Raw genomic sequence first — 25,265 nt, 5'->3', positions numbered from 1 at the left:
TTATTTCATTTTGTTGAACATGTTCTTTAAATAAGAAAACGGGCACTTCGATACCTGTTTTTCGTCATCACGGAGGAAATACTGCTTCCATTCACGATTATCCTTTCCTCCGTACCAGCCTAATTGCGGGTGAATCGGAGCCTGATCATAGGCCTCTAAACGAGATCGGATCAGCCTGCTCATGTTACGGCCAAATGCAGTTGATCCATTTAGGTCATCAAACACCCACCTTGGCTGAAACGTGACCATAAAAAAAGGAAAGCTCCGGCTTCTTCTTGCCTCGTGCCCCGGTGTAGCGCACAGAATGAAATACGGCTCGCCGTCAAAACAAAACTCCCATTTATAATGCTCAGGATCGGCCGGAATGTCTTCCGGCCATTCTTTTTCGTCTTGATGACTCAGTCTATTTAAAAAGCGCCAAAACAGCTCTTCATACGCTTCAATCGAATAATGCTCCGCCAAATCTTCCGGTGTATCAAACAACACAACGAGGGATGCATATTTTCCCGTGTCCCGCGATATCTTGCCGTACTCCGCAAGCAACGGAGCCAGGTCCTCCGCTGTACAGTTTTCCCGCGGATCTCCGGCAAAAGCAATCCGAAGCTGATCAGTCAGAAACGCCTGGCGTCCGGGAATGCACGGAAACGTATCCGCGTCGTCCCCCAGAGTTTCTGCCAGCAGCTCAAAAGCGATTCTTTGCCATTCAGGAAGCTCTTCCTGAATACGTTCCAGAAAACTTTTGGTGTAAATCCCATTCACCATTGATCCACCTCCAGTATCATCTGGATACTATATTAAAACTGGAAGCGGCAGGTGACTGTCCTTCATGAATCAGCCCAATAACTGTTGGATGCCCTGATAACCAAAGTAAAAGCCAAACACAAGGAGGGATACACCGGCGATTCCGGTCAATCCTCTCAATAGCTTTTCATGAAGCAGGTTTCTGAACGTACTGGCTGTGATAGCCATGCAGAAATCCCAGATTAAAATGCCGATCATGATGCCGGAGCTATAGATTAGAAGCTGATTCATATTGTAGGCCTCTGCTGTTTTCGCAAGAATGCTTCCGTAAATTCCAAGCCAAAAAAGGATGCTCAATGGGTTTGACAATGAAATGAGAAAACCCGATGCGAATGTTTTCCTGTATGACGGTTTCCCCCGCGAGCTTCGCACATCCATCGGTTCTCTGACGTTTTTCAGCGTTTCAATTCCGGTATAGGTCAGGACAAAAAAGCCGAAGAGCCACAAAAACGTTTTCACAAATGGAGCGGTCAAGAACTGCGACAACCCGAAATAGATAAAAAGCATGTACAGCCCATCCGCTGTCATGGCGCCTAAACCGAAAATCCATGCATGCCAAAAACCGTTTTTAATTCCTTTGTCTATTTGCGCCGCATTCACTGGCCCCACAGGCGCAGACAAGGACAGTCCCAGCACAATATAGCTCAAAAAAATGTTCACCGGCCCGTACTCCCTTCTCTTATGTAACTTGTACAATTTATTCGGGAACGGGCCAAGCTATGCACAAATTCACTTACTGTTTCAGACGTTCAAGCTCTTCCTCCATAATATCGGCGGCTTTGCCTACAAAACTGAAAATGAGTTCCAGCTCCTCTTCCGTATATTCGCGGCACAAATCCATCGTTGACTCAGACAGAGGACGGAACAAATCCTTTATATGTTTTTTCGAAGCAGTCAAAGGGACGATTACGACTCTCCTGCGATCGTTCGGGTCCTTTTCACGAGCCACATACCCCGCTTTTTCCAGCCGGTCAACAAGCGCCGTGACGGAACCCGTGCTGAGGCCGGTTTTTTTCCCCAACTCTCCGGCCGTCATCGGCCCTGCTTCATTTAAAATGTCAGCTGATTTCAAATCGGTGGGAAACAGACCGAGAGCTTGAGCGGCTGCCTGATGAAACAGAACCGTTCTTGTGCCCAGTTTTCGAAAAAGCTGAACAGCAGTCTTTTCCAACTCACTTCTGGAATTTCTTGTTGACAACTGACAGTCCTCCCTATAAAATCGAGTTTATCTTGATAATCGAGATATTCAACAATCAAACTATTATCATGATATCAGAACTTACATAGAAAAGTAAGAGGAGGTAGAACAAATGGACACAACAACAGCAAAACAGGCTTCCACCAAATTTGTGGTCCTCGGTCTCCTGCTGGGCATCTTGATGTCTGCAATGGACAATACGATTGTTGCCACCGCGATGGGCAATATCGTAGCCGATCTTGGAAGCTTCGATAAATTTGCCTGGGTGACGGCATCCTATATGGTGGCGGTTATGGCTGGCATGCCGATTTACGGCAAGCTTTCCGATATGTACGGCCGAAAACGTTTTTTCCTGTTTGGACTTATTTTTTTCTTAATCGGTTCTGCTTTATGCGGGATTGCCCAGACGATGAATCAGCTGATCATCTTCCGGGCCATTCAAGGGATCGGAGGCGGCGCGCTCCTGCCGATTGCCTTTACCATTATCTTCGATTTGTTTCCGCCGGAAAAACGTGGAAAAATGTCCGGCATGTTCGGTGCTGTATTTGGATTATCCAGTGTTCTTGGTCCGCTCTTAGGCGCGATCATTACAGATTCGATCAGCTGGCACTGGGTGTTTTACATCAATGTGCCGATCGGCGCATTGTCATTGTTTTTCATTATTCGCTACTACAAAGAATCTCTGGAGCACAGAAAGCAGAAAATAGACTGGGGCGGCGCGATTACCTTAGTCGTATCCATTGTATGCCTGATGTTCGCCCTTGAGCTTGGCGGCAAAACATACGATTGGAATTCCATTCAGATCATCGGGCTGTTTATTGTATTCGCCGTTTTCTTCATTGCCTTTTTTATTGTGGAGAGAAAAGCAGAAGAGCCGATTATTTCTTTCTGGATGTTTAAGAACCGCTTGTTTGCCACAGCACAGATTCTCGCTTTCCTGTATGGCGGAACATTTATTATTTTAGCGGTATTTATTCCGATTTTCGTTCAGGCGGTCTACGGCAGCTCGGCGACAAGCGCGGGCTTCATTCTGACGCCGATGATGATTGGATCAGTCATCGGAAGCATGATCGGCGGGATCTTCCAAACGAAGGCAAGCTTCCGCAATTTGATGCTGATATCTGTTATAGCTTTCTTTATCGGCATGCTGCTTCTTTCCAATATGACGCCTGACACAGCACGGGTATGGCTGACAGTCTTTATGATGATTTCAGGCTTTGGTGTAGGCTTTAACTTCTCCCTGCTGCCGGCGGCATCGATGAATGATCTTGAACCTCGCTTTCGGGGAACGGCAAACTCTACAAATTCATTTTTGCGATCATTTGGCATGACCTTAGGCGTCACCATTTTCGGAACGGTGCAAACAAACGTATTCACGAACAAGCTGAGCGACGCCTTCAGCGGTATGAAAGGCTCAGCGGGATCAGATGCTGCGCAAAATATTGGCGACCCGCAGGAGATATTCCAAGCGGGAACACGTTCCCAGATTCCTGATGCGATCCTGAATCGCATTATTGACGCGATGTCATCAAGTATTACGTATGTGTTTTTGCTCGCTTTGATTCCAATTGTCCTCGCGGCGGTTACCATTTTATTTATGGGGAAAGCCAGAGTGAAAACAACAGCCGAAATGACAAAGAAAGCAAATTAACATAAAAAAGCAGTACATGCTGGGCATGTACTGCTTTTTTATATTACACTCCTAATCTTGCAAGAATAAACGTCCATATACAAATGATCAATAACAGAATCAGGCTGTACGCCACTGTCCTTTTAAACAGTTTAGATTCCTTGCCTGTTTGGCCGACCGCTGCGGCAGCGATGGCGATAGATTGAGGAGAAACAAGTTTCGCCATGACACCGCCCGCCGTATTTGCGGCTAACAGCAAATCTGAACCCGCACCGATCTGCGCTCCCGTGACAACCTGCAAATGGCCGAACAAAGCATTATTGCTGACAACAGAACCGGTGATGAACACGCCAATCCAGCCGAGAACAGGACTGACAAACGGGAACAGGTCTCCTGTTTTCGCCAATGCTAACCCAATTGAAGAGCTGAGCCCTGCGAAGTTGGCCAGATTGGCAAACCCCATCACGAAGCAGATCGTGATAATCGGCACCCACAGCTCTTTTCCCGTCTCCTTCAAGGAAGCAAAGGCATCCCGATAAGAGAAATTTTTGCTGAACAGCCCTGTCACGATGACCGCCGCTAAAATCGCTGTTCCAGTCGCTGACAGCAGATCAACTTTAAAAACTGCATCTAACGGCATGGCAGATGGCGCAATCGGCGGCATTTTCATAATTTGCTGATGCAGAAAAGGCATTTTGAACAGGAGCGTTGATTGATATAACAGCCCGCCTTCTTGGAAAAGCGCTTTGAAGGCAGGAAGGCTCCAAATGGTGATCGCCGCAGTTAAAATGTAGAAAGGAGACCACGCTTTCGCAATGTCAGCGGCACGGTATGCCTTTTTCTCACCAGCATCGCCGGCCCCTTCCTCGCGGTAAATCTCTTTCGGCTGCCATTTGCGGAGGAAGAGGGCAAGCCCGCCCATGCTGAATAAGGCCGCCAAAATGTTTGCTAATTCCGGCCCGAGCACCGCCATTGTCAGTGTCTGAACCGCTGTATACCCACCGCTCACAACCAGAAGAGCGGGCCATGTCTGTTTGATTCCTTTCATTCGGTCTAATAAGAATACAAGCAGGAATGGTATTAAAAATGAGATCATCGGCAGTGTCCACATTAATGTCCGAGACAGCTCAAGAGCAGACAAATCACCAATCTGCGCCCCTGTGATGACAGGAATCCCGATCGCCCCAAAGGCTCCGGAGGCGGCGTTTGCAATCAAGCAGAGCGCTGCCGCTTTTAACGGTTTAAAACCAAGTTCGACGAGCAGCGCCGCGCTAATCGCAATCGGAACACCAAAACCGGCCGCGCCTTCTAAAAACGCGTTAAAACAAAAACCAATTAATAATAGCTGTAATCGTTGGTCAGGCGAAATGCCGGCAATGCTGGACCGAATAATGGTAAATTTCCCGGTTTTCACTGCGATTTTATACAGCCACACCGCCATCAGGACGATGTAGCCAATGGGCCACAGCCCGCTCCCGATTCCTAACAAAACAGAAGAAATCGCTTTTTCAACCGGCATATGAAATGCCCAAACGGAGACGAAGAAACTGACGGCTAGGGTAAGAAATGCCGCAAGAATGCCTTTCATTTTCAAAACAGTTAAAGCCAAAAGAAAAAAGAGAATCGGAGTGAGCGCCACAAGTGCGCTCACATACTCGTTTCCAAACGGATCATACAACTGCTCCCACATTGACAATCAGCCCTTTACTCTAAAGTTGCGGTTAGTTGACTTTTTGTTCTGCAAAATGAGGTTTTAAAATGTTTTTAAGGACGCCGGCGCTGTGAAGGAACTGTTCTTTTTCTTTCTCATTTAAGTTCAGCTCAGTGATACCTGCGATCCCTCCGCGGTTCACGACAGCCGGCACACCGATGTACACGTCATCTGCACCGTATTGCCCGTCCAAATATGTGCTGACAGTTAATATGCTGTTTTCATTATGAAGAATGGCTTTTGTAATGCGAGCAAGACTCATCGCAACCCCATAATAAGTCGCGCCTTTTTTCTCAATGATATGGTAAGCTGCGTTTTTCACATCATCTACAATTTGGTCCAGCTCCTCTTGTTTGTATGCATCGTTTTTCTCAACGAGTTCACTGACCGGCACACCGCCGACATTCGCGTGGCTCCAAACAGGAAGCTCTGTGTCGCCGTGCTCTCCGATAATATGCGCGTGTACGTTTTGAGGCGCTGCGCCAAAGTATTCGCTCAGCATGAAACGGAATCTCGCAGAATCTAGTGTTGTGCCGCTTCCGATCACCCGCTCTTTTGGCAGGCCGCTGAATTTCCATGTTGCGTAAGTCAGGATATCAACCGGATTTGTCGCGATTAAGAAAATACCGTCAAATCCGTTCTCCATGACTTCACTAACGATGCCTTTGAAAATCTTCAAGTTCTTTTCTACTAATTCAAGGCGTGTCTCACCAGGTTTTTGGTTTGCTCCGGCGCAAATGCAGACAATATCAGCATCCTTGCAGTCTTCATATGTTCCGTAAGATGTTTTGACCGGTTGTGGCGCAAACGCCTTTCCGTGGTTTAAATCCATCACATCGCCCATTGCTTTTTCTTTATTTACATCAATGACCACAAGCTCATCTGTGATCCCTTGGTTAATTAACGCAAATGCATAACTGCTTCCAACAAAACCCGCTCCGATTAAAGCTACTTTATTTACATGTTTGTTCATCATTAATCATCCTTCCAGGGTATGTTTCTCTTTGATGTCTTTTTCTTTGTGAAGTATTTCACATTTATATTGTGCAACACTTCACAAACTTTTGCAAGGGAAAAGTTTTGTCTGATTTATGAACAAAAAAGAAACCATCATAGATGGTTTCTTTCGGTAATTCCAGTCTAGCCTTGCCCTCAATGGGGAAGAGAACCGCTTAAGCCCGAGTCATTATATAAACCATTTTGCACGTAATCAAAGCCAGGCTGATTCTGGCCAGGCACTTGGGCGCTGCCATTATTAAAAATCACTTTGGCGTTGATTGTATCCGTATCCGCAGGCAGCGTCAGCGTGTAAATTCCGTCTGCATTTTTAGTCATTGGTTTTCCAGGCCAAGATCCGGTCAATTCAATTGCCCCGCCCCCATCATGTTTATAGATATAAGCATTTACCTGGCTCCAATGATTCGGATTTTGATAGCCGATGGTTTTGGCCGAAGCTGGATCTCTTTTAACAAAGCTGTATTCCTCGGTCCTCGTTACACCATCACTGTTCGTTCCTTTTAACATGATGGTGTATGTTTTGCCAAATGGATCTCCTTTTCCGATTGTGAATTGATCTCCATCCTTAAACGCTGTCTCTGGTCCATTATTGATTTGATAAACGGCTTTTGTTGTATTCGCATCTGCACGCAAGGTAATCGTCAGTTGATCATTGAAAGAATGTGTTACACCTGTTTTGTAATTCTCAAGGAAAACATGAGGCGCTTTTGCAATATCATCAGGATAAAGCACAGCTACAGACCTGGCATTGATCGTGCCTGTCAGTTTACCATCGTTCACTTGAAATGAACCCGCTCCAGCTTTATTGTCATACCTGCCATCAGGCAATTTTGTTGGCGTATTGATAGAAACAGAGGATGAACCTGCATTTGCCAGCACAACGCCATGTGAGCCGCGCTGATTCATAAATATCTGGTTGTTTCCATTCGGGTTCGAGAGCTCCTCAGGCTGTCCAGCCATCACATTGTGAAATCTATTGACCGCAGTGATAGCCTGATCTTCAAATAAAGCACTCCCGCGATCGCCTATTTGGCTTTTCCCCGGGAATCTCACACCATTTCCGCCTCCCTCAGGTCTGGAAAAGAAAAGAGGCGTACTGCCTGAACGAGAAGCTATCACCGCCCAGCCTAAACGGATATCATCATCGCTCATCCATGTCGACTCTTCATCATCATTGGCATACGTATCATGCGACTCTACCCATGTCACTAGCTTGTCCGCAGACACATCAGATGCATAGTGGGAGAGATTCGACACGCCCAGATTGCGATTCTTTAAAGCGGACCTTATGGAATGCCCATAGTTAGACGCTGTCACATTCATATAATTCGCATATGCAGCATCTCTGGAGGCACTATCCTGCAGGATTTCTCCGTATTGGAACTCTGCAGCTGTATTTGTGATAGTCGGCCAAAATTGACTGCCGTAACTCCCATCATCCGGAAGCTCTATATGTTTGGCGGCATCAAATCGAAAACCGTCTGCCCCGTCATTCAAAGCCCTTTCTAAGAACCGTTTCAGATAGGACTGTACTTGTGTATTTTGTGTATTCCAGTCATACAGCCCGAGCAATGAATTCTGCGTGACATCCCATCGATCCGACCAGTTTTTAATTTGCGTGTTTCCATGTGTCCAGTTTGGAATACTCTTAATCTCATTGGAAATCGCGGCATAGTCACTGGTGGTATGATTTATGACCGCGTCAACAATGACCTTTATGCCATATTCTTCAGCGGCTGCACACATTTCTTTAAATTCTTGTTCAGTACCTAAGTAACGGTTGCCAATTTGGTACGATGTCGGCTGATACAGCCAGTACCAGTTCGACATGCTTTTATCTCCTTGGTTCCCTTCCTTTACTTGGTTAATCGGAGATGTCTGAATGGCTGTATATCCTGCATCATGAATATCCTTCATATTATGTTTTAACGTATTGAACGACCAATTCCATGCATGAAGAATGGTTCCGCTTTTGATCGACGGTGCTGTAAGCTCATTCGATTTGTTCGCCGTTTCAGCACTCGCAGCCGCCGGTCCTGCCAGAACCAAATGAAACAGCAATAAAAATCCAGCGAATAACGGCAGTAAAGAGGTTTTGAATCGTTTTGCAAACATTCTTGACACTCCTTATTTGATTTTTTGAAGACTTACTTCGGAGTCAAAAATCCCTCTTACTTCATTCTTCCGCTTCCTCCTTTCAAACTGATGTGAAGACTGGAGAATTTTGTTAACGCTTACATTTTAAATTATCACAATCACTCTATCAAAACAACTTGGCAGAGTGAATACAAATCAATGTTCCTATAAAAAAAGCTGCCCGAAACTGTGAACGCTTCCCTCGCTTTCCAAACAAAAAAAGAAACCATCTATTTTTCAAGATGATTTCTTTTTTATTTCTTCTTTTACCGCTCTTCTGTAAGCCAGCTTCACAATCACATACCGAAGCAGAAACAGAACGCCGCCGCAGACGATAAAAAGAAGAATCATTTTCAGCCAAGCGAAGAATGTATGGGGAATCCCCCTGTCGTACATCGTAAGCACCACTACCGCAAAGGCGACCGCAATTGATTCTATTCGCTGCTGCTTCACCCGTTTTTGCAGTTCTTCTTTGGTGTCTATTCTCGGCATGAGCATACCGGATGCCGCAGCCCTGATGCAGTAATATAAGATAATGATGAACAAAAACACAAGGCTTGCAGCCCATTCTTTAAACGGAAATTCAAACATAATGCCGCGGATGATCACATCAAGCAGCGCAAATGCTCCCGCTATCATCCCAATCTCCGACCAGATTTTTTGTTCTTTTTCTTTTACTCTCTTATTTTTCCCATTCACGCCTGAAAGTCTATTACGCAGATTATTCATGACCTTCCTCCCGCACTTTTACGAATGGCTTATGGCTTACATGTTACAATAACAGCCTGCGCTTCTGCAATGAATAACTCAAAAGCCCGCCGTACAAGCCGGCGGGCAGCAATCGTTAAAACGGCCCCCAATTGATCATGACGCCGATCACGATAAAGACAAGCCCGATCAAGAACCAAATCAGAGCAAGCGGCACCATAAACCGCAGCCACTTGACATACGGAATACCGCTGGCGGCAAGCACCGCCATGAGAACGCCGGATGTCGGGTTCACACAGTTGACGACCCCTTCTCCAAGCATAACTGCCTCCACCGCAACCTGTCTCGTGATTCCCATCAAATCAGCGAGCGGCGCCAGGATTGGAATAAATACAACGGCTTCGCCAGAACCTGAAGAAATGAGAAAATGAAGCAGCGCACTGGCGATATACATGCCGATTGCCCCGGCAATCGGGCTGAATCCATCCAAAAGTGAAGCCAAAGCATTGACGACAGTATCGAGAAGCTTTCCATTTTCAAGGATAACGGAAATGCTTCGTGCCATCCCGACAATCAGCGCCCCGTATACAAGACTTTGGCAGCCCGTAATGAAGGTTTTGGCAATATCGTTCGCCGCAAGCCCGCCTATTAAACCGGCAAGGACAGAAATAAAAATAAATGTCGCAGCCATTTGGGAATCTGACCAGCCAAGCTTCAAAGCGCCGTATAAAAATCCGACAAGTGAGAGTCCCGCCACAGCCAAAATCAGCTTATGGCGAACGGTAAACGGCACTGACTGATCTTCTTCTTTACCGGCTTCGCCCATTCCTGCCGCAGGGAACCAATCTGTTCCTAACACACTGGCATCTTTTGATTTTTTTAATTTTCTCGTATACAAATAGATATAAATAATAGAAGACAGCAAAAAGCATATGTATATCACAACTCGCAGGCCGATTCCAGAAAAAAGAGGGAGCTCCGCGATTGATTGTGATAAACCGAGCGGTGACGGTGATAATATGGTGGAGTTAAATCCAGCGTAGCAGCCGATGTAAATAACAGCGGCTCCCGCGACTGCGTCCCATTTTAAGGATCGTGCCACAATGAGGCCGATGGGGATAAAACCGATAACTGAATTCACGACAATCCCGGTTGTTCCGAGAATGGAGAACAATGCGCCGACAATACAAATAAATAATAATTGCTTTGTGCGGAATTTGCTGATGACATTGTAAATCAGGCCATTGATGGCACCCGTTTTTTCTAGAATAGCAATGGTGCCGCCTGTGAATAGAATCAGAAAGATGATGGGTGCTGATCCAACCATTCCATCCTGTAGAGAAGTAAAAAAGCTGATCAAGCTGACCGGAGACTGTTCAATTGAATGATAGCTTCCCGGAACAGCGGTCGTGACATCCCCCTTTGTCACGCGGTCAAATTCACCTGCCGGCACAATATATGAAGCGATTGCGCAAATGAAAGCAATCATAAATAAGAGGACATAGGCGTCAGGCATTTTAAATGTCATTCGTTTTTTCTTAGGCTGTGTTTCGGCTGCTGGCATACTCATATTTCGATCCATCCCCTCTGTTTGAAAATATTAATTATTCTGAATAGTAGCAATATGTGCTATATTATATACAGCCTATCTTCCTGTTTCAATATAAATAAAGTAAAGAAGGTAAAAATTCATTCTGATAGAAGGAGGTATTTCTTACCATGCAAAAGCTTTCAGAAGACATGAAACAAACCATTTTGGACATCTTCGAGCATCTGCACGCGAACCCTGAAGTCAGCTGGAAGGAATATGAGACAACTTCTTTTTTGAAACAAAAGCTTGAGGATTTAGGGTGCCGGACGCGCACGTTTTCAGACTGCACCGGGGTTGTCGGCGAAATCGGCTCAGGCTCACCTGTTGTAGCGGTACGCGCTGATATTGACGCACTGTGGCAGGAGGTTAACGGCACATTTCGCGCCAACCATTCCTGCGGACACGATTCACATATGACAATGGCATTGGGCACGTTAATGCTGCTAAAAAAACAACCTGAGCTTCCGAAGGGCACAATCCGTTTTATCTTTCAGCCGGCAGAAGAAAAAGGCGGTGGCGCCTTGAAAATGATAGAAGAAGGCGTGCTTGATGATATCGACTATTTGTATGGCGTTCACGTCCGTCCGATCCAGGAAACACAGAACGGCCGCTGCGCTCCGTCTATTCTGCACGGATCAAGCCAGCACATTGAGGGAACGATCATCGGGGAAGAGGCTCATGGCGCCCGTCCGCACCTCGGGAAAAACAGCATTGAAATTGCGGCATTTCTTGTACATAAGCTCGGACTCATTCATATTGACCCGCAAATCCCGCATACCGTCAAAATGACAAAACTTCAAGCCGGCGGTGAAAGCTCTAACATCATTCCAGGAAAAGCATCGTTCAGCCTTGATTTGCGCGCACAGACCAATGAAGCCATGGAGGCGTTAATCGCCGAAACAGAAAGAGCCTGTGAAGCGGCCGCCGCTGCATTCGGCGCAAAAATCGAGCTGCAAAAAGAACACAGCCTTCCTGCGGCAACACAAAACAAAGAAGCTGAAGCGATCATGGCAGAGGCCATTACAGATATCATCGGGGCTGAGCGGCTTGATGACCCGCTTGTCACTACCGGCGGAGAGGATTTCCATTTTTACGCCGTGAAGGTGCCGAATCTGAAAACAACGATGCTCGGACTAGGCTGCGGGCTCCAGCCGGGGCTCCATCATCCGCACATGACCTTTGATAGAAATGCGATGTTCAACAGCATTCACATTTTAGCGAATGCCGTGCTCAAAACATTTCAGAAGGCGGAATCACTTGCTGCCGCTAACGCTTCTTAACGCAAAAAAAGCAGCCTGGCTACAGGCTGCTTTCTTCATTACTTCTTCAAATCTTCAATTGAGTTGACGTTTTTCATATATTGAGGAACAACAAGCCCCATCTTCACACCAGTCATACTGGTGCCAATATCGTCATATTTGCCTTTATATTTAGCGGCGTATGCTTTATGGGTATTCGGCAGCCATGCGGAAAGGGATGCATCCGCACTTCCCGTCGCAATTGCAGTCCACATCGGCCCAGCCTCTACCTGAGTAAGTGTTACCTCATAGCCCAAGTCTTCTAAGACTTTGCCTATGACGTTTGTACTTGCAATCTCACTGTCCCACGCCACATAGGCAAGGTTGATTTTGTCTCCCTTCACCTTTTGAACGCCTTTTGTCCATTCGGCAATCTGATCCTTGTGTTTATTGACGTACTCAGCAGCAACTTTGGCAGGTTTCTCGCCTTCTTCCACCTTGATCATGATTTCGCCCATTTCGTCTTGCGTCCATTTAAACTGGCTCAGAAGCTTTGCGGCATTCGGCTGCTCTTTGCTGAAGCCTTTGCGTGTGATCGTATGGATTTCCTCTGCGCTGCCATAAGATTGTTTCGGATCATCGAGATATTTCAGCTTATATCTGGAGAACATCCAGTGCGGTGTCCATCCTGTAATGATAATCGGTTTCTTACGGTCGTATGACTTTTTAAGCGTAGCGGTCATCGCAGCACTTGACGCTGAAATCAATGTCCAGTCATTCAGGTCATAATCCTTCATCGCTTTGTCAGTCAGGGACATAATCCCTGAACCGGGGTCAATCCCGATGATGGTCTTATTCACCTGTTCTGCTGCGGATGCATTTTCATCGTTTTCTGAACCGCAAGCCGCAAGTGAGAGCGCCAGCATGGCGGAAACGCCGATGCCGATGATTTTTTTAAGCATCAGGCATTCCCCCTGCTTTTCTTCTTCACTTTAATATTTTGAGTAATACGGTCCAGCGTAATGGCAACGATAACGATGGCGATACCGGCCTCTACTCCGACCCCGGTTTTCAGCTGTGTAACGGCACTGTATACTTCAGAACCAAGTCCCGGTGCACCGACCATTGCGGCGATAACAACCATTGATAACGCAAGCATGATGCTCTGGTTAATTCCGGCCAAAATCGTTTTTGTCGCAAGCGGAAGCTGAACTTTAAACAAACGCTGAGCTGTTGTAGAACCGAATGCCTCAGTCGCTTCAATCAGATCCGCCGGCACTTGTTTAATACCGAGAACAGTCATGCGGATTGTCGGCGGCATCGCGAAGATAACAGATGCAACAACACCCGGCACAACACCGATGTTAAAGAAGAAAATCGCCGGCAATAGATATACGAAAGCAGGCATTGTCTGCATTAAATCAAGAATTGGCGTTACAATACGGCGAACCGTTTCTTTCTGAGACGCCCAAATTCCGATCGGAACTCCGACCACAATCGAAATAATCACAGATGTCAACACAAGCGCCAATGTTTGCAGCATTGGGTCCCAATATCCTAAATAATCGATCAGGAGGAATCCAATCAACGTAAATAACGCAATTCCCCTTGTACTGATCCACCACGCAAGTGCAGCGAAAATAATTGTTAACAAAATAGATGGAATAAATCCGAGTCCGGTGACAATTCCATTTACAAAAGCGGCCAATCCGTTTGCAATTCCGTCGAAGAATCCGCCAAACGTCATCGTAATCCAGTCAACAAAACGGTCAATGATATCTGCTAAAGGTATTCTAGGCAGTCTATCCATCTTACTTCACCTCCTGTGCAGAAGGATCTTGTGTTTGTTCGTTAGTGCCTTCAGCGTTGATATACTCGTTATTGCCGGCAAGTGCGCCAATCAGCGCGCCTCTTACGACAATTCCTTTCATTCTTTGCTTCTCATCCACAACCGCAATTGGAATATTCGCATCGGACACAACGTCAAAAATCTCAGTCAGATACGTATTCTCTGGTACAGTCGTAAATTCTGTATTCAAGATGTCTTGAAGTGACAAATCAGACTCAGCCGCTTTTTTCGCATCAGACGCATAGATAACACCTAATAATTTCTTTTGTTTATCCACTGCATAAATTGAAGAAATTCCAAGGTTTTTCATCAGTGTCAATGCTACGCGAGGCCCTTTATCAATCCGCACTGTTTCAGCGCGTTTCATAATGTGGCCTGCTGTGAGGACTTTAGACAAATCAACATCTTCGACGAATTTCTCAACATATTCGTTAGATGGATTCATCAGGATTTCTTCAGGCGTGCCGATTTGAACGATGTTGCCGTCCTTCATTAGGACAATTCTGTCGCCGATCCGCAACGCTTCGTCCAAGTCATGCGTAATAAAGATAATTGTTTTTCCGACATTATCGTGAAGATCAAGAAGCTCATCCTGCATATCTTTACGAATCAGTGGATCGAGCGCACTGAACGCTTCGTCCATCAGAAGGATGTCCGGATCATTTGTCAACGCGCGGGCAAGGCCGACACGCTGCTGCATCCCGCCGGAAAGCTGGTCGGGATATTGGTGTTCAAATCCTTCCAGTCCAACGAGCTTAAGAGACTCAAGCGCTTTTTGCTGCCGCTCTTGTTTGTCTACACCTTGAAGCTCCAGTCCGTATTCTGTGTTTTCAAGTATCGTTCTGTGCGGAAACAGAGCGAACTTTTGGAAGACCATGCTGATTTTTTTCCGGCGGACTTCCCGGAGCTGGTCTTTTGACATATTTGTTATCATGTCACCATCAATGTAAATATTTCCGGCAGTCGGTTCAATAAGCCGGTTTAACATCCGTACTAAAGTTGATTTACCGCTCCCTGATAGACCCATGATGACAAATATCTCACCATCATATACTTCAAAATCTGCCTGATTAACCCCAACGGTTGATCCGGTTGCTTTCAGGATCTCTTTTTTTGTCTTTCCGTTGGCAAGCATTTGAACTGCCTTCTTTGTTTGTTTCCCAAAAATCTTAGAGACTTTCTCGACTTTTATCTTAATTGGTTTCTCATCTACACTCATATTTTCCCTCCATATTAAGCAATCTTTATTACCGTAACATTTATGTAACTTCCCACACAAACAGCATATTCTCTTTTATTCTGTACCATTTCTTTATAAACATCCATGTGACCACATGATCTTATTTATGCTTCTAAATGCTCTGTAATCCTCCTATATGATTGTATTTTACGGGTGATTTTTCGCCTATCTTTAGTTGAAAGCGCTTTTATTGGAATTGAATTCCTTCTTCCTCTTATGACTTCCCTCTCCTTTACTGGAAAAATAAGTTGCTTTTTCAACACCCATTATGTATTATAGTTTCATGACTATGAAACAATCAGATGATCAAATCAGAGCGCAAATTTTTAAAGCACTGTCTGATGAATCAAGGCTTGCCATTATTCGTACGCTTTATGTCAGCGGAAAAGAACTCAGCTGCGGTGAAGTAGGTGAAAAGTGCAATATTGTCAAAACCACGGCATCTTATCATTTTAAAACGCTGCGTGAAGCGGGATTGACGGCAACCCGGAAAGATTCGCGGACAAAATACGTCAGTCTGCGTGAAGACACATTTCAAACATACCTGCCTGGCTTTTTGGAAACCCTCTAACAAAGGGTTTTCTCTATACATATCTGTTTCATAGTTTTAAAGTTATAAAACAATAGGAGTGATAAAATTTGAATCGCATTTGGCTTTTCTTCAGTGTCATGTTTGTCATTGGCACGGATACCTTTTTGCTTTCGCCGCTTCTCCCCCTTTTACAGGATCAGTTTCATGTCTCTACTGATTTGTCAGGCTGGATGGTCAGTGCTTATGCACTCGGTTATGCACTCTTCGCTTTCATTGCAGGCCCAATCTCAGACCGGCTGAACAGGAAAACAGTCATGCTGTGGGGACTTGCAGGCTTTATCGTATCCACATTTTTATGCGGCATCGCTCCCTCTTTTGCCGCCATGTGCCTGTTCCGTTTTGCCGCAGGCGTTAGCGCTGCGTTTGTGACGCCTCAAATTTGGGCGTCCATCCCAGTCATTGTCCAGCCTTCTCAGATCATAAAAGGCATGGGGATTGCGACAGCAGGTTTGGCCGCTTCACAAATGCTCGGACTTCCTATTGGAGGGTTTCTCGCTTCCTTTACATGGCATACGCCATTTTTCGTTTTGTCAGCGTGCTCGCTTATTCTACTATTGATCCTTGCGGCGGTCATGCCTGATATCCGGCCTTCTGAACCATTGGCGCGACCATCAATTGTCAACCCCTATCGGGAGCTTTTTTCATTGCCGAAAACATCGGTTATTCTGCTTGCCTATTTTCTGTTTCAAACCGGAAACTTCGCATCGTTCAGCTTTCTGGGTACTTGGCTTTCCGCGGATTATCATTTAACCGTGTCACAAATTGGCGCAGCTATGCTTGTACTCGGACTGGGAAATATGCTCGGGAGCCTTATCGGCAGCCGGGTTTCAGAAAAGCTGGGCATGTTTAAAACACTGATCAGCGGGATGCTGCTAATGGGCGCTCTCTATTTCGCTCTTCCGTTCTTTCCAAACTTGTTTTTAGTAGAAGCCGGCTTTTTTCTCACGTTCTTTACAGCTGGCATCATCTTTCCGTTAATGATGGGTGTCTTTCAATCCATTGCACCAAATGCGCGAGGAACCATCGCTTCCCTTTCCAATGCCGCTATGTATGCCGGGACCACTGTCGGTACAAGTATTGCAGGTTTTTTATATCAAAGCACACAGCATTTCGGAGCTGTCACAGGATTTACTGCCATTTTGTTCATACTTTCTATGACGCTCTACCAGGCAATCAGTAAAACCGGGAAACGCCAATCCGCAGCCCGGGCGCAAATGTAAAAATAGCACCTCATTCAAGAGGTGCCTCAGATTGTTGACAAAATCTTTTCAGCGTGATTGAAAACCCTTGAAGTCTAGGAAGGACGAGCATAGGAGCGGACATTCACAGGATGTGATGACGACGGCGTTTAGGCAGGACGCCTGAGAATTTAGCCGTTGATCCACTTCGCATTGAGCACCGAAGCGCAGTCCTGACAACGAATGCGAGGGTTTGTCGACACGCTGAAAGCACCTCTTTTAAGAGGTGCTTTTCCTATTCTAGCTCAGTTTGTTTCGTTTCTTTCCCCATAATCAAAATACAAGCAACCGCGAGTAAGATTGCAATGCAAAAGATTGAAAAGATGACCGAAAACGAAATATGACGGGCTGCCAGGGTTCCGACGAGCAAAGGCCCGAAGATGCCGCCGATTCTTCCAAACGCTGCTGTCGTTCCTGAACCTGTTGCTCGAATCGCAGTCGGGTATTGCTCCGGGGTATAAGCATACAGCACGCCCCACGCACCGAGATTGAAAAACGATAACAGCATTCCAGCCGTAAGCAGAAGACTTAAGGAATCCGCCGTTCCGAAGAAATAGGCGCTTCCTGCTGTGCCAATCAAGTAAACGACGAGTATCCACTTCCGGCCCGCTTTTTCAATCAGCCATGCGGCAGAGAAATAGCCAGGTAGCTGAGCAAGCGTCATCAGCAGGACATATTCAAAGCTTTGAATCATGCTGAAGCCTTTCAGCAGCATGACACTCGGGAGCCATAGGAACATGCCGTAATAAGAAAACACCACACAGAACCAAACGATCGACAGCATCACCGTCGGCCGTATATACTGTCTTGCCCAGACGCTTTTTACATTCTCCCACACCGACCTCTTTTTGGCAGAAAGCGATTCATATTTCGGCGAATCAGGTAGACTCGTCCGCAGGTACAGCGCATAAAAAGCAGTCAGCGCAGTTAACAGAAGGGCAGCCTGCCAGCCGAAGCTTGGTATCACAAAGTAAGAAATCAAGGCCGCTGCGAGCCAGCCCACGGCCCAAAAGCTTTCCAAAAGCACAATCACTCTGCCCCGCTTTTCAGGCACAACCGCTTCCGAAACGAGTGTTGAAGCGACTGGAAGCTCGCCGCCAAGTCCCATACCAATCACGAAACGAAGGATTAGAAATGCCGATAAGCTCGTCACAAAAGCGGAAATGCCGCTTCCGATGGAAAAGCATAAAAGGGTGATGATGAACACTTTTTTGCGGCCGATTCGATCAGCAAGCAAACCAAACAAAAACGCACCCGCAGCCATGCCGATGGAATTGACGCTTCCGATCCATTTCATTTCCTCGGGCGACAGATTCCACTCTACATGGAGCGCGGCGATAATAAACGATAATATTCCGACATCCATTGCATCAAACAGCCACCCCAAACCGGCGACGCCCAGCAGTTTACGCTGGGATATAGGCTGTTGTTTTCCCATTGCCAACACCTCTGATATGCAAAATGATTACCTTTTAAGTTTACACCTGTCTTTACATATTGTCATTAAATAAATGATGTAATTGAAATACCCCGCTTATGTTCCACAAGCGGGGTTTTTCTTATTGCTGCAATGCTGCTTTTTTAATATTATCCTGAAGCTGTGCAATTCGTCTCGCGCCGTCTTCGCGGAGGCGCTTGTTTTCTTCTTCGATTTGTTTTGTTTCCTGCATGCCGCTGACAATCGTGTTCCAAGACGATTCGATCGTTTCAATATCTATGCTCGGTCTGCCGGCCATTCTCGCAATTTCAACACTTTGGCTCGAGATGTTTTCAGCATTTCGTTTCAGCATCTCGTTTGTCCGGCGGTCAAGCTCGCTCATGGAATCAGCCACAAGCTTTTGCCGCTTTACCGTAACAGCCTGAATAATGCCGTTTTTGAAAATCGGAATGGTAATGATAAACGCGGAGTTGATTTTCCCGATCAGCTTTGCATTTCCGCGCTGCAGGAGACGGATTTGTGGTGCGGTTTGAAGCGCCACCATCCTTGCCATATCCAGATCATACACCCGTTCCTCAAGCGCCTGAATGCCGTTGCGCAATGTATCTAGCTGCATTTGCGCCAGCTGGTTTCCGCTTGCCGCTTTTTCCTCATATGAAGGAAGGATCGACTGCATCTCTTCCAGTTTCATCTGCCCGGCAACGACGTATTTTTCAAGCTCCATATAGTATTTGATATTGTTTTCATACATTTCATCGAGCGTGTAGTTCGTCTTCGTCATCTCATCTTTGTATTTTGAAATCTCAACGTGGATTTTTTCAATCTCTCCGCCAAGTGTCTGATACTTTTTAAAGATTTTTTCAATCATGCTGCCGCCGCGTTTGAAAATCTTCGCCATTAATCCCTTTGGCTCATCAAAATCATTTTTGTCGAAGCGGTCCATGATTTTCCCAAGCTGAGTCAGCATTGTGCCGGAGTCTGTCACGCTTGTTGTTTTCATCATCCCTAAGATGCGGTCAGAGAACTTGGATATTTCAACGGCCGGCTCCTTGCCGTACTCAAGCAGCTCCATTTGGTTTTTGACGTCAATTTGTTGAGCAAGCCGCTTCACTTCTGGTTCCTGACGGAGCTGAAGACGGATATCGTCAGCTTTTTGCTGGGAAATCTCTTCATTTTTATCGAGAACAAGCGGATTTTGATTTTCTGTTGTCATGCTTTTCTTCTCTCCTTATTTTTGGGTAATGGTTCTGAAGAGCCTTTTCACAATCGAAGGCTCTTTGTAGTCCTGCTGAAACACCATGTCATCCAGCCAGTGGATATCATACTGGTCATCTTCAATAAACTGCTCAATATCTTGGTGTCCGGGCGGATTATAAATGATGATATCGATTCCGATTTCATTCAGGAACAGCAGGGCGGCAGCATCCGAACGCGTGAGTCCGCCGCTCATTTCCGTATGATATAAAACGAGTTTCGGAACGGTTTGCGCATAGTCGAACATTTGAATCAATTTCAGCAGATTAGCAGGCAGGTTTGTTGTTTGTTTAAACAAATAGATTTGAACATCCTTGACTTGTTCCTGATGCAAGGCTTTAAGCCGCGGGTGCCTGCACATTCTCGAAATCGTTTTGGCAATGGCAGTCTGAACGCCCGCCGGCAGCTGTTTGTACTGCCACACATTGCTTGCCATCAGCTTGTCCGGATCAATGTTCCCTTCTTGATCAAGTGCGTGGCTGTAGTGAAATTGATAGTTCGACTTTATTTCTTCTGTAAATGGAAAGCTTCTGACCATTTCTGTTTCCTGATAATCCGCTAGAGTATGAAGCCTGTTCCAATATTCCTTATTGTCTTTCGACACGCCCATAATTTTGGCGAATACATTCGGAATCTCAATGGAATGTTTATCAGCTTTGAAATTCGGCCGAATAAAGGCGCGTTCTTTCGCGATTAAAAACAATTCATCATAGGTCGTTTTCAGCGTAACGGACACCGGTGTGTGATCTCTGAACTGCCATGGCTTGTACAGCATGGACTCCTCGTGATTCAGCACATGTTCAATTTCTTTTGTTGAGCGGTAGGCCACTGTTGATTTACGGTCTGGTTTTTCTTTCGGAAACGGCTGAAGCTCCGAAACATCCGGGAGCTTTTCCGTAAAACCGAGCTCCTGCTTCGGGTCGACAAGCGCCAGCTGATCCGTTCCCGCCGGATGGAACAGCAGTACATCACAGCCGACCAGCATCAGATAATATAAGAAATAGAGCTGGCTTTTCGTCGCATCTCCATACCAAACAACCTTCGGCATCTCCCGCTCTATATCGGTTTTTTCCAGCCAAGGGTTCAGATGGTTTAAGGAAAACTTCGAGACATCAAGCAGCACTCTGCGAAAATCAGGATGATTCAGCCCCTTTTCATGACTGTCCGCAAAGGTATGTAAAAGCGTCATCAGCGCTTTTCTTAAATGGCGGTGCATCAGGGGATTTGAGTGCTTCGCAATCAGCTTTTCCCCGTCCAGAAAGGCAACAAAGCGGCTGACTGACAGCCCTTTTTCTTTCTGATTGATGGAATGAATATGCTGAAGCTTTTGAAATGTTTCCGGTTCGATTGTTTTATCAAGCGTTTCACTCAAAATCGTTATGCGGTCGTTTACAGACAGCTCATACAGCTCGTTATAGTAGTCCGTCTCATCAATAGGCGTGCCCAATATCTGACCGGCAAGACGAGAAAAAGAAAGGCCTTGTGCAGTTTCATAGTGATCCCGCTCCGGCAATGGCTGAAACAGCAGGCTTTTCCAATCGCCATCAGCCGGAAGTGCTTTATGAATGGTTAGTTCTTCTTGTCTCATCATATCCTCCTTTCCGGTTTGTCATTGAACGATATTTCGGTAACAAAAAAGGAAGGACATTGAACCTCCCTCCTTGTTTTGTTTTATTCTTCTTTTGAAGCGGCTGTTTGTTCGCGCACCTGCTTTTGTTTATTGATGTAGTGAATGATCAATGTTACCGCAAATGCAGCGATAATGATGATGAAGAATACAGAGTGCGGCATTTCGTAATGGAAAGCGCTCCCCGCCATTTTCAGCGCGATAATGCCGATTAAGACGAATGCTGTGTTTTCCAGCTCAGGAATTTTATCAATCAGCACAAGGAACACTTTTGCCACTGTACGCATCATTAAAATACCAAGCATACCGCCGATCAGAAGCACCCATACTTTTTCAGATACTGCAAACGCGGCCAGGATGCTGTCCACAGAGAAGGCAAGATCCATTAATTCTACTGAAATGACAGTCGCCCAGAAGATCCCAAACGTGCGGACCATCCAAGAGTTTTTCTTGATGCCGTCCGCTTCCTCTTCTTTTTCGCCAATCCAGAAGTGCTTAATGACGAGCCAAGCCAGGTAAAGCGCGCCAAGCACCTTGATCCACCAGAATTTAATGAGAAGCATACCGAGCCCGATGAAAATAAACCTGAAAATATAAGCTCCAAACAAACCATACGTTAACGCTTTTTTCCGCTGTTTTTCCGGCAGGTGTTTAACCATGACCGCAAGAACAAGCGCGTTATCGGCCGATAAAAGGCCTTCCAGAACAACAAGGGAACCGATCAAACCCCAGGAAACAGGATCAGTCAGAACTTCCCCCCACATTTTCCAATCGAAAAATGAAGCATACGTAGACAAAATATGATGTAAAAAGTCCAAGTTTTTTCCTCCTATTAATTTGAAACGGTGACTTCTCTATTTGTCACTCGCTTACACTTGCAAACCGTAATTCCGGCACAATGCAGCCAGCCCGCCGGAAAATCCGCTGCCGATTGCATTGAATTTCCACTCGCCGCCGTGTCTGTAAAGCTCACAAACGACAACAGCTGTTTCAATGGAGAAGTCTTCTCCCAAATCGAAGCGAAGAAGCTCATTCTGCGTTTCTTCATCCACAACGCGGACAAATGCATTGGAAACTTGTCCAAAGTTTTGGCTGCGTGCTTCAGCGTCGTGAATGGTCACTGTGATGCCGATTTTCTCAATGTGAGCAGGGATTTTTGAGAAATCAACGATAATCTGCTCATCATCTCCGTCGCCCTCACCCGTGCGGTTGTCACCCGTATGGATGACACCGCCGCTCGGATGTTCAAGGTTATTATAGAAGACGAAATCGAGATCATTTACGCAGTTATCATGCGCATCAACTAAAAAGGCCGAAGCATCCAGGTCAAAATCGTGTCCGCCGGAGTACTTGTTTGTATCCCAGCCTAAGCCGATCACCGCTTTAGTCAGTCCCGGATTTGTTTTTGTTAAATCAATGCGCTGTCCTTTTGATAATTGAATGGCCATACTGCCTCTCTCCTTTCTGCTCTTCGTATTTGTCTTAACCGACTTGCAAACCGTAGTCTGTTGCAATGCGGGCAAGGCCGCCTTGGTAGCCTGAGCCGATTGCTGAGAATTTCCACTCGCCGTTATGTCTGTAAAGCTCCCCTGCAATGATTGCCGTTTCAATAGAGAAATCTTCTGCAAGATCGTAACGGATGAGCTCTTCATTTGTTTCTTCATTTACGATGCGGACAAACGCGTTTGATACTTGTCCAAAGTTTTGGCTGCGCGCTTCTGCATCGTGAATGGTAATAACAAATGAGATTTTATCAATGTTTGCCGGTACAGCGCTGAGATTTACTTTTACATTCTCATCGTCGCCTTCGCCAGCACCAGTCAGGTTGTCGCCTGAATGAACGACTGAACCGTTGCCGCCTTCAAGCTGGTTGTAGAAAATAAAGTCGTTTGGTGACGCGCATTTGCCTGCGGCGTCTAACAGAAACACACTTGAGTCAAGATCAAAGTCGTGTCCGCCGTCATACTTGTTCGTATCCCAGCCTAAACCGACAACAACCTTTGAAAGACCCGGATTTGTTTTTGTTAAATCTACTTTTTGTCCTTTTGCCAATGAAATTGTCATGTTTCATCCACTCCTTTTCTTTTATACATATCGGCTGATAATATCTTCTAATCTCGTATCGTTTGTGCCTTCACCGATCGCCGCAAACTTCCACTCACTGCCGCTGCGGTAGATTTCTGCTGTAATCAGGCTTGTTCTGCCGGCGTAATTGTCTCTCAAATTGTACTTGAGCATTTCCTCGTGATTAGATTGATCAACTACGCGGATAAACGCATTTTGAATCATGCCGAAATCTTGTTTTCTTCTGACACAATCGTAAATGTTTACTACAAATACAAGCTTATCGATGTTTGCAGGCACTTTATCTAAATCTATCATAATTTGCTCGTCATCGCCCGCACCGTCACCCGTCAGGTTGTCGCCTGTATGCTGTACACCGCCGCAGCGGCTTTTCAGGTTGCCGAAATAAATCAGGTTTTTCTTATCGGTGAATTTTCCGTTTTCCAGCATCAGCACTGAAGCGTCACAGTCGATATTCGGACCGCCTCCGCCAAGCAGTTTGCTGAAGAATCCTCCGCCTGAGGACACTGGGTCCCAGCCGAGACCGACCATCAATTTTGACAGACCGGCTTTTCCTTTTGTTAAATCAATTCGTTGACCTTTTTCTAAAGAAATTGCCACACGATTCACTCCTACTCATCAAAATGTGAAGATAGTCACATTTATTTTTACGCTCACAAGGAAAATAAGCCGTAAATTACTAATATATACGTTTGTTATTATATCAAAGTTTCGTAAAAGTTAAGAATAATTGACGAAAAACCTCGAAAAAAAACTTCCATATTTGATATATGATTTGCAAATGCTATAAAGTGCGCTTCTTAAACAAACCATTTGACGCGGGCAAGTCATTTTGCCTATCCTTGTGTCACCATCTAAAAACAGACAGAAAGGAAGCGGCCTTTTGATTCATTTAAGCATACTTGATCAGGCACCTGTTTCTAAAGGAGAAAGCCCTGTGACAACTCTCCAGCATTCGGTTGAGCTTGCCCAATTAAGCGAACAGTGGGGCTATAAGCGTTATTGGTTTGCCGAGCATCACAGCACGAAAGGACTGGCAAGCACAGCGCCTGAAATCATGATCGCCCGCATCGCAGCACAGACAAACACCATTCGTGTCGGATCAGGCGGCGTGCTTCTGCCCCAATACAGCCCATTTAAAGTGGCTGAAACCTTTCGCCAGCTTGAGGCCCTGTATCCAAACCGGATTGACCTCGGCGTCGGTCGCTCCCCCGGCGGCACGACAAAAACCAGACTTGCATTAACGGACGGGGTGAAAAAAAGCTTAACCGAATTTAACAGACAGCTGCAGGATGTCTCTTATTTTCTAACAGATTCCCTTCCTCCCGACCATCCGTATGCCGGAATCAAAGCGGCGCCCCTTATTGGTACGGCACCCGAGCTATGGGTGCTCGGTCTTGGTGAAAACAGCGCAAGACGCGCGGCGCACCAGGGGATTGGATATGTATTTGGGCATTTCATTAATCCCGAGCGAGGAGAAAATGCATTCCGCATCTACCGGGAAAGCTTTCGGCCCTCAGCCCATTTTTCGAATCCATCCGCACTGTTTACGATTTTTGTCATTTGCGCAAAAACAGATGAAGAGGCAGAAGAACTCGCATTAAGCCAGGATCTGTGGCTTCTTCGCGTCGGAAAAGGCTTGGACAGCCGCGTGCCAAGCATCGAGGAAGCGAAAGCTCATCCCTATACAGCGTCCGATAAAAAACTCATAGAAGAAAACAGAAAGCGGATGGTGATCGGTTCTCCCACCACTGTCAAACAACAGCTGTTAGACCTCACAGGCTGCTACGAAACAAATGAAATCATGGTTCTGTGCAATGTGTTTGATTTTGAGGCGAAAAAAGAATCTTATGAGCGCCTTGCCGAATTGTTTCTATAAAAAAAGCAGTTTTCCCTAGGGAAAACTGCTTTT

Annotated in this window: 22 protein-coding genes and 1 pseudogene; 5 read left to right on the top strand and 18 right to left on the bottom strand. The window is 45.9% G+C overall.

From position 1 onward, the window contains the following. The 3 genes from MHI44_RS13370 to MHI44_RS13360 form a co-directional block, all read right to left on the bottom strand. Window positions 1-762, bottom strand: a complete 762-nt coding sequence (locus MHI44_RS13370; protein WP_339202116.1) for a YqcI/YcgG family protein — start codon at window positions 760-762, stop codon at window positions 1-3. A gap of 69 nt (window positions 763-831) precedes the next feature. Beyond that, entirely contained in the window at window positions 832-1,461 is a 630-nt protein-coding gene (locus tag MHI44_RS13365; RefSeq protein WP_015252870.1) for a LysE family translocator, read from the bottom strand. 73 nt (window positions 1,462-1,534) lie between these two features. Continuing rightward, window positions 1,535-1,999: a MarR family transcriptional regulator gene (locus MHI44_RS13360; RefSeq protein ID WP_003246360.1), complete on the bottom strand. Its 465-nt coding sequence runs from the start codon at window positions 1,997-1,999 to the stop codon at window positions 1,535-1,537. 112 nt (window positions 2,000-2,111) lie between these two features. Here MHI44_RS13360 and bmr3 point away from each other — a divergent pair, with 112 nt between their 5' ends. Then, entirely contained in the window at window positions 2,112-3,650 is a 1,539-nt protein-coding gene (gene bmr3, locus MHI44_RS13355; protein ID WP_069322350.1) for a multidrug efflux MFS transporter Bmr3, read from the top strand. Window positions 3,651-3,693: 43 nt separating this feature from the next. On the opposite strand, the gene MHI44_RS13350 is transcribed toward bmr3, so the two are convergent. The 5 genes and pseudogenes from MHI44_RS13350 to MHI44_RS13330 form a co-directional block, all read right to left on the bottom strand. Then, on the bottom strand, window positions 3,694-5,319 hold the full coding sequence (locus MHI44_RS13350) for an L-lactate permease (RefSeq protein ID WP_339202113.1): 1,626 nt from the start codon (window positions 5,317-5,319) through the stop codon (window positions 3,694-3,696). A 31-nt stretch (window positions 5,320-5,350) separates the two neighbouring features. Continuing rightward, complete coding sequence (locus MHI44_RS13345) at window positions 5,351-6,316, bottom strand: L-lactate dehydrogenase (protein WP_217020489.1); 966 nt, start codon at window positions 6,314-6,316, stop codon at window positions 5,351-5,353. A 176-nt stretch (window positions 6,317-6,492) separates the two neighbouring features. Next, window positions 6,493-8,472, bottom strand: a complete 1,980-nt coding sequence (gene amyE / locus MHI44_RS13340) for an alpha-amylase (protein ID WP_339202110.1) — start codon at window positions 8,470-8,472, stop codon at window positions 6,493-6,495. 148 nt (window positions 8,473-8,620) lie between these two features. Beyond that, window positions 8,621-9,222, bottom strand: a pseudogene (locus MHI44_RS13335) (DUF6773 family protein). Between the two features lie 115 nt (window positions 9,223-9,337). Beyond that, window positions 9,338-10,771 carry a YfcC family protein gene (locus tag MHI44_RS13330; RefSeq protein ID WP_003246402.1) on the bottom strand — a complete coding sequence of 478 codons (1,434 nt, stop codon included), beginning with the start codon at window positions 10,769-10,771 and terminating at the stop codon, window positions 9,338-9,340. A gap of 149 nt (window positions 10,772-10,920) precedes the next feature. Between MHI44_RS13330 and MHI44_RS13325 the strand changes: the two genes are divergently transcribed. Next, a complete protein-coding gene (locus MHI44_RS13325; RefSeq protein ID WP_339202108.1) occupies window positions 10,921-12,072 on the top strand; it encodes a M20 peptidase aminoacylase family protein in 1,152 nt (383 codons plus the stop codon). A 38-nt stretch (window positions 12,073-12,110) separates the two neighbouring features. Here the strand turns inward: MHI44_RS13325 and opuAC are convergent, their stop codons facing one another. The 3 genes from opuAC to opuAA are packed head-to-tail and all read right to left on the bottom strand — an operon-like array spanning window position 12,111 to window position 15,098. After that, complete coding sequence (gene opuAC / locus MHI44_RS13320) at window positions 12,111-12,992, bottom strand: glycine/proline betaine ABC transporter substrate-binding protein OpuAC (protein ID WP_003246462.1); 882 nt, start codon at window positions 12,990-12,992, stop codon at window positions 12,111-12,113. Continuing rightward, entirely contained in the window at window positions 12,992-13,840 is an 849-nt protein-coding gene (opuAB, locus tag MHI44_RS13315) for a glycine/proline betaine ABC transporter permease subunit OpuAB (protein WP_003234703.1), read from the bottom strand. Before opuAB ends, opuAC begins: the two co-directional genes overlap by 1 nt. 1 nt (window position 13,841) lies before the next feature. After that, on the bottom strand, window positions 13,842-15,098 hold the full coding sequence (gene opuAA / locus MHI44_RS13310; protein WP_003246301.1) for a glycine/proline betaine ABC transporter ATP-binding protein OpuAA: 1,257 nt from the start codon (window positions 15,096-15,098) through the stop codon (window positions 13,842-13,844). 289 nt (window positions 15,099-15,387) lie between these two features. On the opposite strand from opuAA, the gene MHI44_RS13305 reads away from it, so the two are divergent. Next, a complete protein-coding gene (locus MHI44_RS13305) occupies window positions 15,388-15,690 on the top strand; it encodes a metalloregulator ArsR/SmtB family transcription factor (protein WP_010886398.1) in 303 nt (100 codons plus the stop codon). A gap of 68 nt (window positions 15,691-15,758) precedes the next feature. Further along, window positions 15,759-16,931: an MFS transporter gene (locus tag MHI44_RS13300; protein WP_339202107.1), complete on the top strand. Its 1,173-nt coding sequence runs from the start codon at window positions 15,759-15,761 to the stop codon at window positions 16,929-16,931. Between the two features lie 253 nt (window positions 16,932-17,184). Here MHI44_RS13300 and niaP read toward each other — a convergent pair whose 3' ends face one another. The 7 genes from niaP to MHI44_RS13265 all read right to left on the bottom strand — a co-directional run bounded on the left by niaP (window position 17,185) and on the right by MHI44_RS13265 (window position 23,953). Then, entirely contained in the window at window positions 17,185-18,387 is a 1,203-nt protein-coding gene (niaP, locus tag MHI44_RS13295; protein ID WP_015715206.1) for a niacin permease NiaP, read from the bottom strand. A gap of 121 nt (window positions 18,388-18,508) precedes the next feature. After that, window positions 18,509-19,600: a toxic anion resistance protein gene (locus tag MHI44_RS13290; protein WP_003234715.1), complete on the bottom strand. Its 1,092-nt coding sequence runs from the start codon at window positions 19,598-19,600 to the stop codon at window positions 18,509-18,511. A 15-nt stretch (window positions 19,601-19,615) separates the two neighbouring features. Beyond that, the gene (locus MHI44_RS13285) at window positions 19,616-21,229 is read right to left on the bottom strand and encodes a YceG family protein (RefSeq protein WP_339203552.1); all 1,614 of its coding nucleotides are present in this window, start codon (window positions 21,227-21,229) and stop codon (window positions 19,616-19,618) included. An 83-nt stretch (window positions 21,230-21,312) separates the two neighbouring features. After that, window positions 21,313-22,086, bottom strand: coding sequence for a TerC family protein (locus tag MHI44_RS13280; RefSeq protein ID WP_003234719.1), 774 nt, complete (start codon window positions 22,084-22,086; stop codon window positions 21,313-21,315). 51 nt (window positions 22,087-22,137) lie between these two features. Continuing rightward, complete coding sequence (locus tag MHI44_RS13275; RefSeq protein ID WP_003241242.1) at window positions 22,138-22,716, bottom strand: TerD family protein; 579 nt, start codon at window positions 22,714-22,716, stop codon at window positions 22,138-22,140. Between the two features lie 34 nt (window positions 22,717-22,750). Next, window positions 22,751-23,332 carry a TerD family protein gene (locus MHI44_RS13270; RefSeq protein WP_003234723.1) on the bottom strand — a complete coding sequence of 194 codons (582 nt, stop codon included), beginning with the start codon at window positions 23,330-23,332 and terminating at the stop codon, window positions 22,751-22,753. A 21-nt stretch (window positions 23,333-23,353) separates the two neighbouring features. After that, window positions 23,354-23,953: a TerD family protein gene (locus MHI44_RS13265; RefSeq protein WP_042977278.1), complete on the bottom strand. Its 600-nt coding sequence runs from the start codon at window positions 23,951-23,953 to the stop codon at window positions 23,354-23,356. A gap of 283 nt (window positions 23,954-24,236) precedes the next feature. Here MHI44_RS13265 and MHI44_RS13260 point away from each other — a divergent pair, with 283 nt between their 5' ends. Next, a complete protein-coding gene (locus MHI44_RS13260; RefSeq protein ID WP_003246351.1) occupies window positions 24,237-25,232 on the top strand; it encodes an LLM class flavin-dependent oxidoreductase in 996 nt (331 codons plus the stop codon). The last annotated feature ends 33 nt before the right edge of the window (window positions 25,233-25,265 follow it).

The organism is Bacillus sp. FSL K6-1366 (assembly GCF_037976695.1).
GTDB classification, from domain to species: Bacteria; Bacillota; Bacilli; order Bacillales; family Bacillaceae; genus Bacillus; species Bacillus subtilis.
Note: the sequence above shows the minus strand (reverse complement) of the source record. Positions and strands in the feature narration are given on the sequence as shown.

Excerpts from the sequence above, each read along its gene's own strand:
- MHI44_RS13370 (WP_339202116.1), bottom strand. The coding sequence starts at position 762 with ATGGTGAATGGGATTTACACCAAAAGTTTTCTGGAACGTATTCAGGAA.
- bmr3 (WP_069322350.1), top strand. The coding sequence starts at position 2,112 with ATGGACACAACAACAGCAAAACAGGCTTCCACCAAATTTGTGGTCCTC.
- MHI44_RS13350 (WP_339202113.1), bottom strand. The coding sequence starts at position 5,319 with ATGTGGGAGCAGTTGTATGATCCGTTTGGAAACGAGTATGTGAGCGCA.
- MHI44_RS13345 (WP_217020489.1), bottom strand. The coding sequence starts at position 6,316 with ATGATGAACAAACATGTAAATAAAGTAGCTTTAATCGGAGCGGGTTTT.
- amyE (WP_339202110.1), bottom strand. The coding sequence starts at position 8,472 with ATGTTTGCAAAACGATTCAAAACCTCTTTACTGCCGTTATTCGCTGGA.
- MHI44_RS13330 (WP_003246402.1), bottom strand. The coding sequence starts at position 10,771 with ATGAGTATGCCAGCAGCCGAAACACAGCCTAAGAAAAAACGAATGACA.
- MHI44_RS13325 (WP_339202108.1), top strand. The coding sequence starts at position 10,921 with ATGCAAAAGCTTTCAGAAGACATGAAACAAACCATTTTGGACATCTTC.
- opuAC (WP_003246462.1), bottom strand. The coding sequence starts at position 12,992 with ATGCTTAAAAAAATCATCGGCATCGGCGTTTCCGCCATGCTGGCGCTC.
- opuAB (WP_003234703.1), bottom strand. The coding sequence starts at position 13,840 with ATGGATAGACTGCCTAGAATACCTTTAGCAGATATCATTGACCGTTTT.
- opuAA (WP_003246301.1), bottom strand. The coding sequence starts at position 15,098 with ATGAGTGTAGATGAGAAACCAATTAAGATAAAAGTCGAGAAAGTCTCT.
- MHI44_RS13305 (WP_010886398.1), top strand. The coding sequence starts at position 15,388 with ATGTATTATAGTTTCATGACTATGAAACAATCAGATGATCAAATCAGA.
- niaP (WP_015715206.1), bottom strand. The coding sequence starts at position 18,387 with ATGGGAAAACAACAGCCTATATCCCAGCGTAAACTGCTGGGCGTCGCC.
- MHI44_RS13290 (WP_003234715.1), bottom strand. The coding sequence starts at position 19,600 with ATGACAACAGAAAATCAAAATCCGCTTGTTCTCGATAAAAATGAAGAG.
- MHI44_RS13285 (WP_339203552.1), bottom strand. The coding sequence starts at position 21,229 with ATGAGACAAGAAGAACTAACCATTCATAAAGCACTTCCGGCTGATGGC.
- MHI44_RS13275 (WP_003241242.1), bottom strand. The coding sequence starts at position 22,716 with ATGGCCATTCAATTATCAAAAGGACAGCGCATTGATTTAACAAAAACA.
- MHI44_RS13270 (WP_003234723.1), bottom strand. The coding sequence starts at position 23,332 with ATGACAATTTCATTGGCAAAAGGACAAAAAGTAGATTTAACAAAAACA.